The organism is Nocardioides sp. YIM B13467 (genome assembly GCF_042788075.1).
Classification (GTDB): Bacteria; Actinomycetota; Actinomycetes; order Propionibacteriales; family Nocardioidaceae; genus Nocardioides.
The window spans coordinates 15,042-32,329 of record NZ_JBHZPJ010000001.1 but is presented as its reverse complement, the minus strand read 5'-3'; the positions used below and the strand labels follow the sequence as shown (position 1 = coordinate 32,329).

Here is a 17,288-nt window from a genome sequence, read left to right as displayed (position 1 = left end):
CTCCTTGTCGGTGGGTTCGGGTCAGGCACCGTGTCGTAGTCAGGCGGGGTCGTCTCGGCTCAACGCGTCGAGAAGGTGGTCACCGATCCCCGGTGCGGCTGCGATCGTGGCGGTCGATGTTAGTTCGTGGTTGCGACCGTCGAGGTCGGTGACTTGTGCGCCGGCCTCGCGGGCGAGGAGTACGCCGGCAGCGGTGTCCCAGGGCTTGTTGGAGAGCATCACTGAGGCGTCGAGCTTGCCGGCGGCAACCCAGGCGAGGTCGATGGCGGCACTGCCAAGCATGCGCACGCGTTGGGCGCGGGCAGCGAGAACGGCCGTGATGCGAAGTCGGGTCTGGTTGCGCGCCGTGGCTTCGGAGCCGGTGGCGTAATCGCCCATCGCGACCATGGCTGAGCGGAGTTCGGTGCACGCACTGGCCCTGATGGGGGCTCCGCCTCGAGTTGCGCCTCGACCACGCACCGCGGCGTACCGGACGCCTTCGGCTTCGGCCGCGATGAGGCCGATGACTGGTTCGCCGTGGTCGAGGAGGGCGAGGCTGACCGCGGTCAGTGGGACACCGTGGGTGAAGTTGGCGGTGCCGTCGATCGGGTCGAGGACCCAGGCGAGCCCGTCGGTGCTGCCGCCGGTCTCCTCGCCCAGGAACCCCGCCTCGGGTGTGGCGCGGTGGAGGCTGTCCCGCATGGCCCGCTCGATGGCCAGGTCGGTCTCGGTGACCGGGTCCCGATCGCCTTTGAAGGCGACGGCGTGGTCCCGGTTCGCCCGCAGGATCCTGTCGGCCAGGTCGACGGCGTCGTGGGCGGCCGCGAGATACTTGTCCAGGTCTGGCATCACGCGGTGATCTCGCTTCCTCGAGCCCAAATGTCGTCGAAGATCTGGCGGTAGGTCGAGTAGAGCGACGGGGCGCCGACCAGGGACTGCATCACGAAGGTCGGGCTGTCGAGTCCACGACCACGGGGCAGGTAGGGCTGCACGATCCCCAGGTTGCCGTCGATGAGCAACACCTGGAAGCGGACGGTCTCGTCATAGAGCCGGACCTGGACACGATCGGCTGCCTCGGGCGACAGCCCGGCTCGGTGCTTGGCGATGACCTGAAGGTTCGCCCGGGTCCACTCCGACAGGTGTCCCTCGGCGTGGCCCTCCTCGGTGTTACGGACTCGGATCGCATCACCGTCAGGATCCAGGAACAACAGGCGTACACGGGCACGACCGAGCAGGTCAGCAAGGTCGCCATCGGGGTATTGCTGACACAGCAGGTTGTGGGAGAGCCCCAAGCCGTCGACCTCTGTGGCGGCGTCGAAGAGGCGGCTCGTGGAGAACTCACGAAGGAACGCCGGCCGGTTCTGAAAGACATGGGTAACCCCAGCCAGATCGCCCACGGTCGCCGGTGTCGGGCGGTCGGTGCGTTCACGCACCAGGGGCATCCCCGGCTCCCAAGTCTGGGTGAGCTCGTCGACCTCCCAACCGGGGAACATGCTGGCCAGCACCCTGCGGTGGCCGGGGTGGGGACGGGTGCCGAGGTCACCGCTGAGCCAGCGGTAGAACGTCGCGCGGCTGGGAGCCTTCATCTCGGGAGAAGCGGTCCGAGCGTGGCGGTTGTAGTCGCGCACGAAGACCGCGTACTGCGCGCTATGCGTCCGCTCCAGCAACGCCTTGAGCACCGTCGTCGGCTGATCAACCCGCGTGGGGTGAGCCGCTTCCGTAGACATGATGAGACTCCATGAGACCAAAACCGGACCAATATGAGACGAAGTGAGACTAGCACGAGACAAGATCGAACCTAGCGTAAAGACATGACTTCAAGCACGCACCGCGGAGCGATGGTGGCTCGCCGGGTTGGACGTCCTCGTGTGTTGCCTCAGGTCGCGGGCGGGCGACCGACGTCGGTGCCGCCGCGTGAGGAGATTCTCGACATCGCGGCCGGCCTGTTCGTGAAACGGGGCTTCGCAGCGACCTCGACTAGAGACATCGCCGAGGCGGTGGGGATCCGGCAAGCGTCGCTCTACTTCCACTTCGCCAACAAGGAAGAAATCTTGGGCGAGCTGCTCCAGCGATCAGTCAGGCCCACGCTCGACAGGATCGAGAGGATCGAGGCCCTGGCTGCTGACGCCGGGGCGGGGCCGGACGTGCTGCTGCACGTGTTGGTCGTGCTGGACGTGCGTACGCTCGCCGCTGCGCCGCGCAACGCTGGCGTGCTGAGCCGCCTTCCGGAGGTGCAGTGCAAGGATGTTTTCGAGCCGTTCGGCTCCGCACGTAACGAGCTTCGAGATGCGTACGCGCGGCTGGGAACTCAGATCACCGCCGGTCGTTCAGCAGCAATGACTCCCGACCGCGATCTCCTCGGCACGCTGCTGCTCCAGTTGGTCGAGGTTGTCATTGGCATGCGCTCTCGCGGGCACCGGATCACGCCGACCATCGAGACGATCGTCGCCGCGTCTTGTCTCCGGGTCTGTTTGGCTGACCAGGCACGTATCGATGAGGCGGCTGCACGGGCGGCGGACCTGATTGGGCCTTTGGAGGCCTGATCCCAGGAGCCTGTCGCTGGCCCATCACGCAGGGGTGGGCCAGCGGCTGCAAGCAGAATCCGCGAGACACTAGGCCCAGTGGGACGCCGGGACCGGTAGCGGCTTGGGTGATCATGTGTGTTCGTTGACGCCGTGTTTGTGGTGGTTGCGGTGATAGCGGATGTTGCTCAGATCAATGTCGTGGTCATCGTGCATCGACAATGTGCCGAGGACTGATCCGTCGGCGGTGTAAGCGGTCAGGGTGTCGTCTAGGTACAGCCCGCCCTTATCGAAGGCTGCATGGTGGTTTGGGCAGAGGCAGAGGATGTTGTTCATGGTGTCTGGGCCGTGGTGCGGTCTGCCGAGAGGTCGAATGTGCGCACCTTCTGAGTACCCGCCGACCCTGACTTCGACCCGGACTCCGCATATCTGGCAGGTGTTTGCGTACATGGCTTTCACTGCGGCAGTGACCTTGGTGTCTCGGATAACTCGTTGGCTGATGACGGTCTTGGTGCCGGGATCAGTCTTGCCCGATGGGAGGACGAGTTCGATCGGCCCGTCGTAGAACGGGTCGACTCGGGATGGGTCGGTCGGTGGGGTGGAAGCGGAGCTGTGGGGTTCCGAGCCGAGGCCGAGTTCGTCGAACGCCCGACTGTTCGCGGCGATGTTCTCAGGAGGCGTGTGCGGGGCGGCTTCCTCGGCGGTGAGTTGCACGAGGTGGAACATCCAGCGACGGAACCCGTCGTCGGGGTAGATCTCGTAGTGGTTGATCACCTTGTAGAGGCCGTCGTATCGGTAGCCACTGGCAGGCGCGTATTCACTGTCCGACACCTTGCCTCGAACGACCCGAACCGGGAGACCAGTTTGCTCGGAGCGCACGAGGGCAGCGTTGTCACTCTTGTCGAGGGATTGGTCGGCGACCTGCTTCTTAGTTCTGCTATCCCGCCCGCCTGAACCGGTGTAAAAGATCTCGTGCCCGTGGTCCTCGTCTGTCTCGTAGCCGCCTGAGATGGCGATGGACGCGCATCCCATGTGGCGGTTTCCTGCAATGCCTTGTTGCCTTACTTGGTGAACGCCGGCTTCGGCAAGGTTGACGCGGGCGGCGTACGAGGTACCGATGGGCTGCCCCGGGATTTCTCCAAAGTAGTAAGTGGCCATTACTTGATCTCGACGAAGAGGTCGGTCCACGCGATGTCGAGCGCGGTGGTAACTGCGTGGAGTGTGCCGAGAGTGGGATTGGCGGTTCCTGCTTCGAGGCGTCGAACCATTTGGACGGAGACGTCGGCGGTCCCTGCTACCTGCTCTTGAGTGAGTCCGGCCTGTTCGCGGAGATAACGCAGGCGTGAGGCAAGGGTCTGTGCTGTGGTTGTGGGGAGAGGTCGGTGGGTTCCGGCCTTGGTTTTCGACACGCGTCAACCCTGGTCAACATGCATTCGCCAGACGAGAACATAAAAGTTCTGTCCGGCTGGGGTGCTTGGCGTACTTATCCAGGCAAAGGGTTCTCGCCACGCAAGCCGCAGGGGCGCCCTCATCTACGCTGACATCATGACCAGGGGGCCGCGGCGGGCGACGGTGAAGGATGTCGCGGCGCTGGCGGGGGTGTCGCCGAAGACAGTGTCGAACGTGATGAACGGGACGGTGTTCGTACGTCCGGACACGCAGGAGAAGGTGCGGGCGGCGGTCGAGGAGCTGGGGTTCGTACCGAACCTGAGTGCCCGGAGCCTGCGCAACGGCCGGACGGGGGTGATCGCGCTGGCGCTGCCGGATCTGGCGACGGCGTTCTCGGCGGACGTGGTGCACCGGGTGGTGCAGGTGGCGCACGAGCGGGGGATGGCGGTCCAGATCGAGGAGACCGGGGCGGAGCCGAAGCGGGAGTACGACCTGGTCTCGCGGGCTCGCGAGCACCAGATCGACGGGCTGATCCTCAACCCGATCCGGCTCCAGGACAGCATCGTCGTCCACGACGACCAGCTGCCGCCGGTGGTGCTGATCGGGGAGGTCGAGCAGCACAAGGTCGACCGGGTGCTGATCGACAGCCGGCAGGCGGGGTACGAGGTGGCGGCCCATCTTCTCGAGCGCGGCGCGCGACGGATAGCGGTCTTGGGTGGCGAGACCGACGCAACAGATGCCATGGCCACCAGCGTCCAGCGGCTCGAGGGCTACCACCGAGCGCTCCGCGAGCACGGCGTCGCGTACGACCCGGCGCTCGAGGTGAACGTGGAGAAGTGGTCGATGGTGGGTGGGGCCGAAGCGGCGGAGGAGCTGCTGGGCCGCGGCGTCGAGTTCGACGCGATCATGGCGTTCACCGACTCGATCGCGTTCGGCGCCATGCACGTGCTCCAGGAGCACGGGCTCGAGGTTCCCAGGGACGTCCTGGTCACCGGGTTCGACGACGTCGAGCACGCCCGGTTCATGAACCCGTCGTTGACCACGGTCGCGCTGGACCGGCGCGCGTTCGCCGAGGCGGCGGTCGATCTGCTGCTGACCCGGATCGATGACCGTACGTCCCCGCCGCGCGCGGTGGCGATCCCGCACGAGCTGGTCGTCCGGGCGAGCACTACGCGATAGCTAGTGGGCGGTCCAGCGGCCGTGTGCGATCCACACGCCGACGAGGATGCCCAGCAGGTAGCCGATACCTGCGGCGACGAGCATCGTCGTACTCATCGGGAGCGTGGCCTTCGGGACTTCATGCTTCCCATTGGCACTCGTGATCGAGGCGTGGTCGGTCGGGGTCGGAAGGGATCCACCGAATAGGGGAGGCGGAGACTCTTGCCTGGGTCATTACAACGATGTAATAGTTTCGTGCCATGACCCGCGCACGTATCACCATCGACCGTGACTTCACGATCGCCGACGTACCCCGACGTCTCTTCGGGTCGTTCGTCGAGCACATGGGGAGGTGCGTCTACACCGGCATCTACGAACCCGGCCATCCGACCGCCGACGACCGTGGCTACCGCAAGGACGTGCTCGAGCTCGTCCGGGAGCTGGGCCCGACGGTGGTGCGCTACCCCGGAGGTAACTTCGTCTCCGGCTACCGCTGGGAGGACGGGATCGGTCCGGTCGCGGACCGGCCCCGCCGCCTCGACGGCGCCTGGCACACGATCGAGACCAACGAGTTCGGGCTGCACGAGTTCATGGGCTGGGCCCGGGAAGCCGGCGTCGAGGTGATGGAGGCGATCAACCTCGGTACGCGTGGGGTCGAGGAGGCGCGGGCGCTGGTCGAGTACGCGAACCATCCCGGCGGGACGTACTGGTCGGATCTGCGGCGGAAGAACGGAGCCGAAGAGCCCTTCGACATCAAGCTGTGGTGCCTGGGCAACGAGCTCGACGGGCCGTGGCAGATCGGCCACAAGACGGCACACGAGTACGGCCGGCTGGCGCAGGAGACGGCCAAGGCGATGAAGCTCGTCGACGACTCGATCGAGCTGGTCGCGGTCGGCTCCTCGAACCGCTACATGGAGACGTTCGGCAGCTGGGAGCACACCGTCCTGACCCACGCGTACGACGAGATCGACTACATCTCGATGCACGAGTACTACCAGGAGCGCTCCGAGGACGCCGCCTCGTTCCTCGCCGAGGCCGTCGGGATGGACGCGTTCATCGACGGCGTCGTGGCCACGATCGACGCCGTCAAGGCGGCCGGCAAGCACACGAAGCAGGTCGACATCTCCTTCGACGAGTGGAACGTCTGGTACGCCGAGGGCCTCGACTCCGAGGACCAGCCGGATCAGGTGAAGAAGGAGTGGCGCGAGCACCCGCGGCTGATCGAGGACGAGTACTCGGTCACCGACGCCGTCGTCGTCGGCACCCTCCTCAACAGCCTGCTGCGCCACGGTGACCGCGTACGCATCGCCAACCAGGCCCAGCTGGTGAACGTCATCGCCCCGATCCGCTCGGAGCAGGGTGGACCAGCCTGGCGGCAGACGATCTTCTGGCCGTTCGCTCGGATGGCTTCCCTCGCCCGCGGGCAGATCCTGCGGCTCGCCGTCTCCGCCGACCAGATCCCGACCGAGAAGTTCGGCGACGTCGATGTCATCGACGCCGCCGCGACCTGGTCCGAGGCGGACGGTCGGGTCGCGCTCTTCGTCGCCAACCGGGGCCTCGACGAGGCCTCCGAGGTGACCGTCGATCTGCGCGGGCTCGGGGTGGCGCGGGTGGCGAGCGCCGAGGTCCTCACCATCCCCGAGGGCGGCGACCGGCACGCGTCCAACGTCGAGGCGGCACCCGACCGGGTGGGGCTCGTGCCGCTTCGCGACGTCGGTGTCCAGGACGGCAGCGTACGGCTGTCCTTGCCTCCGCTGTCGTGGGCTGTGGTCGAGCTCGAGGTGGCGGTGTCGTGACCGCACGGGCGTAGTTTGATGCATGGCGGGATCCCGCGGCGTGAGCGGGGTTTCGTCATGCCTTTTACTAGACGATGACACTCTGTGAACCGTTCACAAAGTGTCATCGTCTAGTAAAAGGCCCGATTGCCGGGTCGCCTTCGGGTGCGTCGTGGAGGTTTACCTTGGCCCTCAGTGAGAACGAACTCCTCCGGCTGGCGGAGCAGATCAGGGAGAAGGCGGGCGCCCGGTTCGTGCTCGGGATCGTCGGGCCTCCGGGAGCAGGAAAGTCGACGTTGGCGGAGCGGCTTCGGGACGTACTCAACGAGTCCGGGAACGTTGCGGTGGTGGCGCCGATGGACGGGTTCCACCGGAGCAACGCGGAGCTGGACTCGATGGGGGCGCGGGGGCGGAAGGGGGAGCCGGACACCTTCGACGCCGAGGGGTATGTGGCGGCGTTGCGACGTGTGCGGGAGCGGCAGGGACGGGTCGAGTGGCCGACGTTCAGCCGGGTCACCGACGAACCTGTGCCGGGCGGAGTCGTGATTGAGGCCGAGCCGATCGTGATCACCGAGGGCAACTATCTGCTGCTGGATGAGGGGCCGTGGAAGGACGTACGCGGGCTGCTGGATGAGGTGTGGTTCGTCGATGTCCCGGACGCCGTCCTGGTGCCCAGGTTGCTCGAGCGGTTCCTCGCCGGCGGGAGGTCGCGGGAGGAGGCGGAGGCGAAGATCGCCGAGAGCGATCTGCGCAACGCCGCGTTGGTGCGGGCGACGCGGGATCGGGCCGATCTGGTGCTGTGAGCCGTCAGCCCTCGGAGGCGGCGCAGTCGATGAGGAAGGCCATCAGCTCGGTGGCGTCGTCGGTGTCGAAGAGGGTGTCGAGGGCGTGGTCGAGCTCGAGGCGCCGGACGTAGGGGACGGTGACGGCGTCGAAGCCGTTCGAGATCAGGATGCCGGTCATCATCAGCAGGGCGGTGCGCTTGTTGGCGCCGGCGTAGAACCGGGTCCGGGTGGCGGAGCAGAAGTAGATCAGTGCCTGGAGCCGTGGGTCGTCGGCCTCGGCAAGGCGTTCCTGCAGCGTGGCGAAGCGGGCTCTGAGCAGCTCGCTGCCATTGCGGCGCAGCGTGCCTTCGCCGCGGAACCTTCCGGCGTCGAGCGTCTCGTGGCGGGCGACGATCCGGTTGAGACGGTCGGACGTCGATTTGTCGATATGGAACCTGCCGTACCCGATCAGGTCGCGGAGCGTGCCGTACGCCTCGTCGAGCGCCAGGACCTGCAGCTCCTCCGCGGTCCGATGGCCACCGACGGTGACGCCGTCGAGGAGGGAGCGGACCTCGGGAAGGGTGAAGCTGTTGCCCTCGAGCCTCGCGGCGTTCCAGATCAGCTCGGGCAGGCTCGCGCGGAACCGGCGCCAGGCGTGATCGGTGTCGCTCGGGCGGACGCGGTCGGTGTCGACCTCGGTCCACCAGATGCCGGTGTCGCGCACCCGGGCCTCGCGGTCCGTGACCACCCGGTAGGTGTCGTCGGTGGTCGGCTTGCGGGCGGCGTACGTCTCGGGGTCCGGCGCCCAGCGGGGCTGTTTCGTCACCATGTCCGGATCTCCTCGCGGGCGCGGGCCGCGGCGTCGCCGCCGACCGAGATGGCGTCGATGGCGATCTGGATCGGGGCCGCGTAGACGACCTGATCGCGCTCGAACGTGCCGAGGAACAGGTCGGGTTCGGCGGCGGCGATGACGACGGTGGACCGGTGCGGCGCGGAGGCCGGACGGAGGGTTCCGCCGGTGAGCAGCGGCCGGATCTCGCTCGGATCCTCGCACCACAGGACCGAGATTCGGGGGACTGCCTCGTCGAAGGAGGGAAGGTCCAGGCCGGCCGCGCCGGAGAGTGCCCAATGCTGTCCCGAGGCGTCGCCGGCGGAGGCGAGCCGGCCGATGGTGGCCTCACCGCTGAGCCGGATCGCGTCGCGGCGATGGAGGACACCGGATGCGCGCGCCGCCTCTTCGATGATCTGGACCGGGTCGCCGTCGGCCCAGGTGTCGAGCCGGGCGGCCCACTGCTCGATGTCGGGGGCCACATCAGCTGGGTAGTTCTCGTCGAGGATGGCTCGCGCTGCAGCGGCGGCTGCTGCGGATGCCAAAGGTGAGGTGCTCATCGTCAGGTCGAGCCCGCAGGCGGCGGTGATGTTGTGGAGCGTCGCGACCGACGGACTGACCTGGTTGTTGAGGATCCGGTGGACCGTGGACGCGGCCACGCCGCCTCGTGCGGCCACCTGGCGCGCGTTGAGCCCCGAGTGCTCGATGCACTCGGCGACGAGGCGGCCGACGTCCTGTTCCATATATGCAATCCTATTGCGGCTTGTTGCATATATGGAACAGGCGCGGCGGCGCACGTTCTTCTATCGTGTGCGCCATGACGCGACCGATCACACTGCTTGTCGAGGGGGAGTCCGACAAGGCACTGGTGGAGGCGCTGGCTCCGCGCTACGGGGTGGAGTTCGCCGAGCTCGGGATCGAGGTCGTCTCCATGGGCGGCGCCGGCAACGCCGGGCGGTTCATCCGGGAGACGACGGCCGCGGGGCATCGGGTCGGCGGACTCTACGACGAGGCCGAGGAGCACTTCGTCACCAACGCGCTCGGCCGACAGGTCGGCGAGGACCTCTCCGGACAGGGGTTCTTCGCGTGCCGCCGCGATCTCGAGGACGAGATGATCCGGGCGATCGGGGCGGCGCGGATCGTCGAGATCCTCGAGGCCAACGGCGAGGGCGGCAAGTTCCGTACGCTGCAGAACCAGCCCGAGCACCGCGGCGAGGAGGTCGCCGACCAGCTGCACCGCTTCTTCGGCACCGCGTCGGGACGCAAGATCCGCTACGGCACGATCCTCGGCGAGGCCGTGGAGCTCGAGTCGATCCCGGACCCGCTCATCGGGCTGCTGACCTGGTGCTGGGGCTGAGCTAGGGCTCCATGTCGTCGTGGACGACGACGCGGGAGAGCTCGATGGTGCCGTCGGGGCACTTCCAGAAGTGCAGCCGGCGGGCGCTGGGGGTATGGATCTGCATCGAGACCCGGTAGCAGACCGCGCCGTCGGGGCGGGACTGTGGCGCGGCGTTGCCTCCGGCAGAGGTACGCAGCTGGTGCAGCTCGCGGCCGGTGGACTGTTCCGCCAGGCCGGTGAGCACCTCCATGACCACGTCGGCGATCTTGTCGACGGCGATGCCTTCGAGCGCGTCGACGCTGTCGAGGAACCGCTCGCCGATCGCGAAGTCCGGCAGCGGCCGGGTCGGCTGCTCGCCGACCGGGATCCGGCGGGCCCAGGCGGCCTCGACCAGGTGTCGGAAGCCGCGCTCGCGGTCGGCGAAGACGGGCAGTGCGACGTCGGGCGGCGCGGTGCGCTGCTTGGCGCGGCGCAGCTGGGAGCGCATCCGGGCCAGCTCGGCGTCGCGGGTCTCGACCTGTCGGGCCGCGCGGGCGAGGTCCTTGGCGAACTGCACGCGCTCGTTGCGCAACCCGGACACCTGGTCGCGGAGCTCGGTCAGCTCGGCCTCGAGGTGGGCCTTCTCGGCCTTGATCGCGGTGACCTGCAGCGACATCGACTGCACCGCGGCCTTCTTCGCCGGCGGGTGCTCCTTCTCCGGCATCGGCGAGGGCTCGGGCGACGGCACAGGCGCCGGTCGGACCGCGCGGACCGGCTCGCCCTTGCGCCGCGGCATCATCGCGGGGCTCGGGATCGCCGCCTTGGCCGGAGCCTCGACAACGGGCTCGGCAGCAGGCTCGACCGGCTCGGCCAGCTGAGCGGTCTCCGGCAGTACGGGCTCGGGATCGACATGCTCGACGACCGCAGGCGGCGGAGCATCCGGGTCGAGCCAGGGCGGACCACCGGCGTACAGGGCGAGCGCCTCGCGGGCCGTGTCGTGCTCGCGGACCTCGCGCAGCGACAGCCGCCACTTGGGTCCGGTGGCGACGACTCGCGCGAGCACGACCTCACCGGGCGTGAGGAGCGCCGAGAGGTCGTCGTCGGGGTCGCCGGTCACGTCCGAGCGGAAGAGCTCGACGGTGACGTCGGGATGCAGGCGAAGGTCGGCCGAGCCGGCCAGCACGGAGCGCACCTCGGCGGGGACGACGTCCCCGGCGGCGTACGTCTTCAAGGCCTCTTCGGCGGTGGGACGGCTCTCCCGGATGTCGAGCCAGCGTGACTTCTTCTCCAGTACGCCGTCGACGTGCATCCCCGGAGCGAGGACGCGCTCGATCGGGACCCCGGCCTGGGCGAGCTGAGGCGGGACCGAGGCCATGTCGCCACCAACGAGGTCGACCAGCGCGCGCTCGCTCATGATCGAGCGCACGGTGCCGGCGCGGCGCTCGCGGGTGGAGGCGGTGCGAGCGCTGTCGAAGAGGCCGGCCGCCGCGGCCATGTCGAGGGCGTCGTCGATGAGCTGCCCGGTGAGCTTCTTGCCCTCGGACTTGTTCCACGCGAACCGCAGCGGGGCCTGCTTCAGATCGATGTTCCACCCCAGGCCGACCGGGTAGACCCGCCCGGCGCCGCCGTAGACCTGCGTGCCCGGCGTCATCTTGTTGGAGAAGGCCCAGGTGTGTCCGCCGGTGGTGACCAGGTAGAGGTCGGCGAGGTCGCCGATCTCGGCCGCGATCCGCTCGACATCGGCGTAGGGCTCGGTGTGTCCTGACGCGACCGTCACCACCACGGTCGGCTTCGTCCGGGAGTCGCCGTTGAGCAACGCCGCCAGCGCCTCGGCCTCGGACGTGTTCGTCACGCGTTTGATCGCAGACATGCCCCTCCTTTTACAAAAACGTACAGCGAACGGAAAGCGGACCTACGTCAACGACCCGGCCTTTGACGGAGCATTCGTCAGAGCCGATACCGGGGGCGGGTGTCAATGACGCGGCTGTGTCATATTTGCCTCGCCAACTTGTCTAGAGCTGTGACGCATTTACGACATTGGCAGGTATCTGCCGTGCTCCGGCGCTCTGAATGACTGCGCCTGTAACAAATCGAGAGAACGCTTTCCCGTGGCAATAATCGATCCGTCCGCATTACCCGGGAATGTGCACGATCTCTGTTCGCGGGTTTTGCCGACGGTTTCCGCAAGGAGACCCACCTTGAGATATTCACGCCTCGGCCGATCGGCCGTAGCAGCCACAGGCATACTCGCCGCAGCGGCTGCGATGCTTGCCACTCCCGCATTCGCCGGCACCCCTACAGCCGACGACAAGGCCCCTGCGGCCAAGCTCACGTCCACCCTCGAGTCGAAGTTCGAGAAGTCGGACTCGACCGACTTCTGGCTCCGGTTCTCCGACAAGGCCAACCTCGGCCCGGCCTCATCCATCGACGACTGGACCGAGCGTGGCCAGTACGTCGTCGACGCGCTCGAGAAGACGGCGAAGGCATCTCAGGCCGGCGCCGTCGCCGAGCTCGACGCCGCCAAGGTCAGCTACAAGACGTACGCGATCTCGAACGCGATCCTGGTGAAGGACGGCTCCGAGGACCTGGCGTTGAAGCTGGCCGCCGACCCGGAGATCAAGACCGTCCACGAGCGGGCCAAGCTCTCGCTCGTGGAGCCGGTCAAGGAGGAGACGGCCACCAAGGCGCCGCAGGGCATCGAGTGGGGCATCGACTTCATCAATGCCCCCGAGGCGTGGGAGCAGGGCGCGACCGGCGCCGGCATCGTGGTCTCCAGCGTCGACTCCGGCACCGACTACACCCACCCGGCCCTGGTGAACCAGTACCGCGGCAACAACGGTGACGGCACCTTCACCCACGACTACAACTGGTACGACGCCTACGGCGACTGCTCCAGCGGTCCCTGCGACCTCGACGGCCACGGCACCCACACCATGGGCACCATGATCGGCGACGACGGCGCCGGCAACCAGATCGGTGTCGCACCCGACGCCGAGTGGATCGAGACCAACGGCTGCTGTGGCACCGACGCCGGACTCCTCGAGTCGGGCTGGTGGCTGCTGGAGCCGACCGACGCCTCCGGTGAGAACCCGGACGTCGCCAAGCGTCCGCACGTCATCAACAACTCCTGGGGCTGGAACGGCGTCGGCTACATCGACTCCTTCTTCGACGACGTGAACGCCGCCTGGAACGCAGCCGGCCAGTTCTCCTCGTGGGCCTCCGGCAACCCGGGCTCGATGTGCCAGGGGACGTCCTCCCCGGGCGCGAACGTGCTCACCTACTCGGTGGGCGCGGTCGACTCCTCGGGCACCGTCGCCTCCTTCTCGGGCCGTGGCCCGGGCCAGGACGGTCTGGTCAAGCCCAACATCGCGGCGCCGGGCGTGAACGTACGCTCGTCCGTCCCGGGTGGTGGGTACGCCAGCTACAACGGCACCTCGATGGCCGCCCCGCACCTCGCGGGTGCAGTCGCCGCCCTGTGGAGCTACAACCCGACCCTGATCGGTAACGTCGAGGAGACCCGCCGCCTGCTCAACGAGGCGGCGACCGACGTCGACGACACCACCTGCGGTGGCACCGCCGAGAACAACAACGTGTACGGCGAGGGCTACCTCGACCTGGCGCGCCTGATCGCCCTGGCTCCGGCCGAGGGCGGCACGGTCGCCGGCACCGTCACCAGCGGCGGCGAGCCGATCGAGGGCGCGACCGTCGAGCTCGACGGCGAGGCTCTCGACCGCACCCTCACGACCGACGCCGAGGGCCACTTCTCGGCCGGCGTCTTCGTCGGTGACTACGACCTGACCACCTCCGCCTTCGGCTTCGTCACCGAGACGGGATCCGCGACGGTCACCCAGGACGCCACGACGACCGTCGACTTCGACCTCGCCGAGGCTCCGAAGCACACGGTCAGCGGCACGGTCACCAACGCCAGCACCAACGCCCCGATCGCCGGGGCCGAGGTCCAGCTCTCGCCGGGCAACCTGTCCGCGACCTCGGGCGCCGACGGAACCTACTCGATCGCGGGCGTTCCGGAGGGGACGTACACGATCTTCACCGAGGGGTCCGGCTGTGCCGAGGCCACGAGCTCGGAGATCGAGGTCACGGGTGCCAAGACCCACAACGTCAAGGTGGTCTTCTCCTACGACGGCTACGGCTACTTCTGCTCGGAGGGCTCGAGCGGCGTACGCTCCGGCACCACCGCGCTCGGGCTCGAGGGTGACGACGCGGCCGCTTCGGTGGACCTGCCGTTCAGCTTCCCGCTCTATGGAGGCAGCTACGCCAAGGCGTACGTCGCGTCCAACGGTCACGTGAACTTCCTCGCGTCCAGCACGGCCTACGGCAACGGGGCGATCCCGTCCACGGCCGTGCCGAACGCGGCGATCTACCCGTTCTGGGACGACCTCGACGCCCGCGGTGAGGCCGACGTGTTCACCGGAGCGACGACGGTCGACGGCGTGGACGCGTTCGTCATCGAGTGGCGTGACGTCTACCCGCTGAACGGCTCGGACCAGCTGCTCGACTTCTCGGTCACCCTCTTCGAGGACGGCCGGGTCGAGCTGGGGTACGGCGACCTGCCCAGCACCGATCGCGGGCGGGGCAACTCGGCGACGATCGGCATCGAGAACGCCACCGGCACGATCGGCACCCAGTTCTCGCTCAACACCGCCTCGCTGAGCGACAACAAGTCGATCACCTTCGACCTGGCCCCGATGGGCACGGTCTCCGGTGTCGTCAAGGACTACAACACCAAGGCAGGCATCGACGGCGCCGAGGTAACCCTGACCCCGACCGCCGGCGGCTCCGTCAAGACGGTCGAGACCGGCGCCGACGGCTCCTACAGCGTCGACCTGGTGACCGGGAAGTACGGCGTGAGCTTCACCGCGCCCGACTACGACCCGATCAGCCGCAACCTCACCGTCGCCGAGGACACCACGCTCACCTCCAACGCCCAGCTCAAGGCAGGCAAGCTCGCCGTCACCCAGACGGCGCTGAACGCCAGCCTCGCGATGGGTGGCTCGGTCTCCCGCAACCTGAAGATCACCAACACCGGGTCCGCGCCCGCCGAGGTCGATCTGGGTGCCACCGGCGAGGAGATCGTCATCCAGGGTGACAAGACCGCCTCGGCCGGTGTCACCAAGAGCGTCACCAAGAAGGCCACGACTGTCGAGACCAAGCCGGGCGCCGGCTCGAAGGCGTCGGGCCTGACCTCGTCGAAGTCGGGGAGCAAGCTCGGTTCGTCGGGGAAGCCCTCGGTGACCGCTCTCGCGCCGACTCCCGCGGGTGAGACGACCCTGTCCCACTCGAGCTCGCACGAGGTCGTGCAGGCCAGCTCGGTCGCGTGCCCCTCGGGGACCACGACGATCCTGCGCACCTACTCACCCGGTGACTTCGGGATCTCCGGCGGCTTCACGCCCACCAGCGTGAGCTTCGCGGTCCAGGAGTCGGCGAACGGGAGCACCCCGGTGACGGCGACGCTCTACACGCTGGCGGAGGGCGCGGCGTTCACCTTCGCCAACCTGACCCCGATCGGGTCGGGTACGACGACGGTGACCGGCGACTTCGGGGCGACCTACACGGTGCCGATCGCGGCGTCGGCGGAGATCGCGCCGGACGACATCCTGGTCGTCTCCGTCGCAGGTGGTGCGGTCTACTTCGGCGGCAACCCCGCCGCCGAGACGTCGCCGACCTACCTGGCCTCCGACGCCTGCGGTACGCCGGAGCCGACCGACGCCGCGGAGCTCGGGTTCCCCGACTCCAACATCATCCTCGATGTGACCGGTGAGGCCGGTGGCGGCGGTGGCGTCGCGTGGCTGGACGTCCAGCCGCCGTCGTTCACCCTGGCGCCGGGCAAGTCGGTCACCGCGATCGCCACGTTCGCGGCCACGGTCGACCAGCCGGGCACCTACACGGCCGACGTGGTCATCGGGAACAACACGCCCTACACCGTGGCGCCGGTCCCGGCGACCATGATCGTGAAGGCGCCCGCGGGCTGGGGCAAGATCACGGGCACGGTGACGGGCTCGGGTGAGGCGCTCGAGGGTGCTGTGGTGGCCCTCGACGGCGTGTCGTACGACGTGACGCTGCGGACTGATGCGGACGGCACCTACGGGTACTGGATGCAGAAGTCCAACGCGCCGCTCCAGGTGGTCGTCGCGGCCGACGGGTTCGTCCCGGCGACCAAGAAGGCGCAGATCGTGGCTGGTCAGACGACTGTCTACGACTTCGACCTGAAGCCGCTCGACTAGCGCTCGACCGGCTCGACAGCGAGGCCCCGGGCACCAGCCGGTGTCCGGGGCCTTCGCGTGTTTGTTCGGAACCGCTCTGGCGGGCCTCGAATGTCGGTGCTGCGGTGTACGATCGCCGCGCCTGCGAGAACAACCCCCTAACCAGCCCCTATGCCTCATTCCTCCATGCCGGCCGTCGCCGAGATCCTGCGCCTGCGGGCTCCGTTGAGCCTGCAGGTCCTGCGCGCCGCTTTGAAGGGCAAACGGGTGCTGCTGACCGAGGAGGAGCTGCTCGGCGTGCTGAACTCGGGTGGCTTCGTCGAGGGGCCGCCGGGGCAGTGGAGCCTGGCTCCGGCCTCGTCCCCGGCGCCCGCGCCGGCTCGGTTCAACCAGGCCTCGCTGGCTTCGCGTGCGGGGGTCGAGGGTGACGTACTCCTGAAGGTGCTGGACGCACTCGTGACCGACCACCCCGAGGTCAACTGGGGTGCGCTGCGGGACCGGCTCGAGTCGGGCGCCGACGTGGCGGTCTCCGACCGCACCCTCGGGCTGCTCGAGGAGGGCGTGCGCCGCTTCGAGGTCGCCCGGCTGCGGGCCGAGAAGCAGCGGGCCGAGGAGCGTGCCCGGGAGGCGGAGCGGCGCCGCGAGCTGCAGCAGCTGGCCGAGAGCGAGGTCGCGATGCTGCGCGCCGAGCTCGACGACGAGCGACGGCGGGCCCATGACGCGGCCCTCGAGCGGGACCGGCTGCGGCAGGAGGCCGAGAAGCTGGTGGCGCTGAAGGAGCAGGAGACCGCCGCGTGGGTCGCCACCGCCGCCGGCGGCTGGATGCTCGACCTCGGCGCGCCGGAGACCTTCGGCGAGGAGAAGCTCCGTCAGGCGCTCGGCCAGCTCGAGTCGGCGCTGGTCGTGCTCAACGTGAGCATCGGGTCGCGGGAGCTCGAGGCGGTCGTGGTGCATCCAGGTGGGGTCGCGGTCATCGAGCAGCACGACATCCCCTCGACCGCCGGCATGGTCGAGGTGCCGGCCGCGGGCGCGGCGTCCGTCGACGGCCGCCCGCTGGAGGTCGCCGACCCTCGTGGCGACGTGCTCGCCGCCGTACGCCTCCTCCAGAAGACCGCTTCCCTCGACCTCGCCTACCTGCCCGTGCTCGCCTTCCAGGGGCCTGCCGAGGCGGAGGGTGAGGACGTGCTCGTGTGTCTCACCGCCGAAGTCGACCTCGCGGTCGACGACATGCTCCACTCCCAGTCGTCGCGGGTCTCGGCCGACGACGCGGTCGCGCTGCTGGCGAAGCTCGGGGTTCCGGAGCTGCCGGAAGCCCCGTCAGGGTTCTGAGGTC

The 17,288-nt window shown here is 68.4% G+C and carries 14 protein-coding genes; 7 read left to right on the top strand and 7 right to left on the bottom strand.

The window, feature by feature from the left end; translation table 11 throughout:
- Window positions 1–39 precede the first annotated feature (39 nt).
- Both ACFX43_RS00150 and ACFX43_RS00145 read right to left on the bottom strand, forming a co-directional pair.
- Window positions 40–828: an inositol monophosphatase family protein gene (locus ACFX43_RS00150; RefSeq protein ID WP_378815632.1), complete on the bottom strand. Its 789-nt coding sequence runs from the start codon at window positions 826–828 to the stop codon at window positions 40–42.
- Window positions 828–1,706, bottom strand: a complete 879-nt coding sequence (locus ACFX43_RS00145; RefSeq protein WP_378815630.1) for a DUF5919 domain-containing protein — start codon at window positions 1,704–1,706, stop codon at window positions 828–830. Before ACFX43_RS00145 ends, ACFX43_RS00150 begins: the two co-directional genes overlap by 1 nt.
- 84 nt (window positions 1,707–1,790) lie before the next feature.
- On the opposite strand from ACFX43_RS00145, the gene ACFX43_RS00140 reads away from it, so the two are divergent.
- Window positions 1,791–2,522: a helix-turn-helix domain-containing protein gene (locus ACFX43_RS00140; protein WP_378815628.1), complete on the top strand. Its 732-nt coding sequence runs from the start codon at window positions 1,791–1,793 to the stop codon at window positions 2,520–2,522.
- A 111-nt stretch (window positions 2,523–2,633) separates the two neighbouring features.
- Here ACFX43_RS00140 and ACFX43_RS00135 read toward each other — a convergent pair whose 3' ends face one another.
- Together ACFX43_RS00135 and ACFX43_RS00130 are read right to left on the bottom strand one after the other, a co-directional pair.
- Window positions 2,634–3,659 carry a YDG/SRA domain-containing protein gene (locus tag ACFX43_RS00135; protein ID WP_378815626.1) on the bottom strand — a complete coding sequence of 342 codons (1,026 nt, stop codon included), beginning with the start codon at window positions 3,657–3,659 and terminating at the stop codon, window positions 2,634–2,636.
- Window positions 3,659–3,910 carry a helix-turn-helix transcriptional regulator gene (locus tag ACFX43_RS00130; protein WP_378815624.1) on the bottom strand — a complete coding sequence of 84 codons (252 nt, stop codon included), beginning with the start codon at window positions 3,908–3,910 and terminating at the stop codon, window positions 3,659–3,661. Before ACFX43_RS00130 ends, ACFX43_RS00135 begins: the two co-directional genes overlap by 1 nt.
- A 136-nt stretch (window positions 3,911–4,046) precedes the next feature.
- Between ACFX43_RS00130 and ACFX43_RS00125 the strand changes: the two genes are divergently transcribed.
- From ACFX43_RS00125 to ACFX43_RS00115, 3 genes are all read left to right on the top strand, one after another.
- Complete coding sequence (locus tag ACFX43_RS00125) at window positions 4,047–5,069, top strand: LacI family DNA-binding transcriptional regulator (RefSeq protein ID WP_378815622.1); 1,023 nt, start codon at window positions 4,047–4,049, stop codon at window positions 5,067–5,069.
- A gap of 239 nt (window positions 5,070–5,308) precedes the next feature.
- The gene (locus ACFX43_RS00120; RefSeq protein WP_378815621.1) at window positions 5,309–6,844 is read left to right on the top strand and encodes an alpha-N-arabinofuranosidase; all 1,536 of its coding nucleotides are present in this window, start codon (window positions 5,309–5,311) and stop codon (window positions 6,842–6,844) included.
- 164 nt (window positions 6,845–7,008) lie between these two features.
- Window positions 7,009–7,626 (top strand): nucleoside/nucleotide kinase family protein, encoded by a 618-nt coding sequence (locus ACFX43_RS00115; protein WP_378815619.1) that lies wholly within the window; start codon window positions 7,009–7,011, stop codon window positions 7,624–7,626.
- 4 nt (window positions 7,627–7,630) lie between these two features.
- Here the strand turns inward: ACFX43_RS00115 and ACFX43_RS00110 are convergent, their stop codons facing one another.
- Both ACFX43_RS00110 and ACFX43_RS00105 read right to left on the bottom strand, forming a co-directional pair.
- A complete protein-coding gene (locus tag ACFX43_RS00110) occupies window positions 7,631–8,416 on the bottom strand; it encodes a hypothetical protein (protein WP_378815617.1) in 786 nt (261 codons plus the stop codon).
- The gene (locus ACFX43_RS00105) at window positions 8,410–9,159 is read right to left on the bottom strand and encodes a helix-turn-helix domain-containing protein (RefSeq protein WP_378815616.1); all 750 of its coding nucleotides are present in this window, start codon (window positions 9,157–9,159) and stop codon (window positions 8,410–8,412) included. Before ACFX43_RS00105 ends, ACFX43_RS00110 begins: the two co-directional genes overlap by 7 nt.
- A 74-nt stretch (window positions 9,160–9,233) precedes the next feature.
- Between ACFX43_RS00105 and ACFX43_RS00100 the strand changes: the two genes are divergently transcribed.
- Complete coding sequence (locus tag ACFX43_RS00100; protein ID WP_378815614.1) at window positions 9,234–9,773, top strand: TOPRIM nucleotidyl transferase/hydrolase domain-containing protein; 540 nt, start codon at window positions 9,234–9,236, stop codon at window positions 9,771–9,773.
- A 1-nt stretch (window position 9,774) separates the two neighbouring features.
- Here ACFX43_RS00100 and ACFX43_RS00095 read toward each other — a convergent pair whose 3' ends face one another.
- Window positions 9,775–11,604, bottom strand: coding sequence for a hypothetical protein (locus ACFX43_RS00095; RefSeq protein WP_378815612.1), 1,830 nt, complete (start codon window positions 11,602–11,604; stop codon window positions 9,775–9,777).
- Window positions 11,605–11,998: 394 nt separating this feature from the next.
- Between ACFX43_RS00095 and ACFX43_RS00090 the strand changes: the two genes are divergently transcribed.
- Both ACFX43_RS00090 and ACFX43_RS00085 read left to right on the top strand, forming a co-directional pair.
- Window positions 11,999–15,976, top strand: a complete 3,978-nt coding sequence (locus ACFX43_RS00090) for a carboxypeptidase regulatory-like domain-containing protein (protein WP_378815610.1) — start codon at window positions 11,999–12,001, stop codon at window positions 15,974–15,976.
- 150 nt (window positions 15,977–16,126) lie between these two features.
- Window positions 16,127–17,284, top strand: a complete 1,158-nt coding sequence (locus tag ACFX43_RS00085) for a hypothetical protein (RefSeq protein WP_378815608.1) — start codon at window positions 16,127–16,129, stop codon at window positions 17,282–17,284.
- The last annotated feature ends 4 nt before the right edge of the window (window positions 17,285–17,288 follow it).

Excerpts from the sequence above, each read along its gene's own strand:
- ACFX43_RS00150 (WP_378815632.1), bottom strand. The coding sequence starts at position 828 with ATGCCAGACCTGGACAAGTATCTCGCGGCCGCCCACGACGCCGTCGAC.
- ACFX43_RS00145 (WP_378815630.1), bottom strand. The coding sequence starts at position 1,706 with ATGTCTACGGAAGCGGCTCACCCCACGCGGGTTGATCAGCCGACGACG.
- ACFX43_RS00140 (WP_378815628.1), top strand. The coding sequence starts at position 1,791 with ATGACTTCAAGCACGCACCGCGGAGCGATGGTGGCTCGCCGGGTTGGA.
- ACFX43_RS00135 (WP_378815626.1), bottom strand. The coding sequence starts at position 3,659 with ATGGCCACTTACTACTTTGGAGAAATCCCGGGGCAGCCCATCGGTACC.
- ACFX43_RS00125 (WP_378815622.1), top strand. The coding sequence starts at position 4,047 with ATGACCAGGGGGCCGCGGCGGGCGACGGTGAAGGATGTCGCGGCGCTG.
- ACFX43_RS00120 (WP_378815621.1), top strand. The coding sequence starts at position 5,309 with ATGACCCGCGCACGTATCACCATCGACCGTGACTTCACGATCGCCGAC.
- ACFX43_RS00110 (WP_378815617.1), bottom strand. The coding sequence starts at position 8,416 with ATGGTGACGAAACAGCCCCGCTGGGCGCCGGACCCCGAGACGTACGCC.
- ACFX43_RS00105 (WP_378815616.1), bottom strand. The coding sequence starts at position 9,159 with ATGGAACAGGACGTCGGCCGCCTCGTCGCCGAGTGCATCGAGCACTCG.
- ACFX43_RS00100 (WP_378815614.1), top strand. The coding sequence starts at position 9,234 with ATGACGCGACCGATCACACTGCTTGTCGAGGGGGAGTCCGACAAGGCA.
- ACFX43_RS00095 (WP_378815612.1), bottom strand. The coding sequence starts at position 11,604 with ATGTCTGCGATCAAACGCGTGACGAACACGTCCGAGGCCGAGGCGCTG.
- ACFX43_RS00090 (WP_378815610.1), top strand. The coding sequence starts at position 11,999 with ATGCTTGCCACTCCCGCATTCGCCGGCACCCCTACAGCCGACGACAAG.
- ACFX43_RS00085 (WP_378815608.1), top strand. The coding sequence starts at position 16,127 with ATGCCTCATTCCTCCATGCCGGCCGTCGCCGAGATCCTGCGCCTGCGG.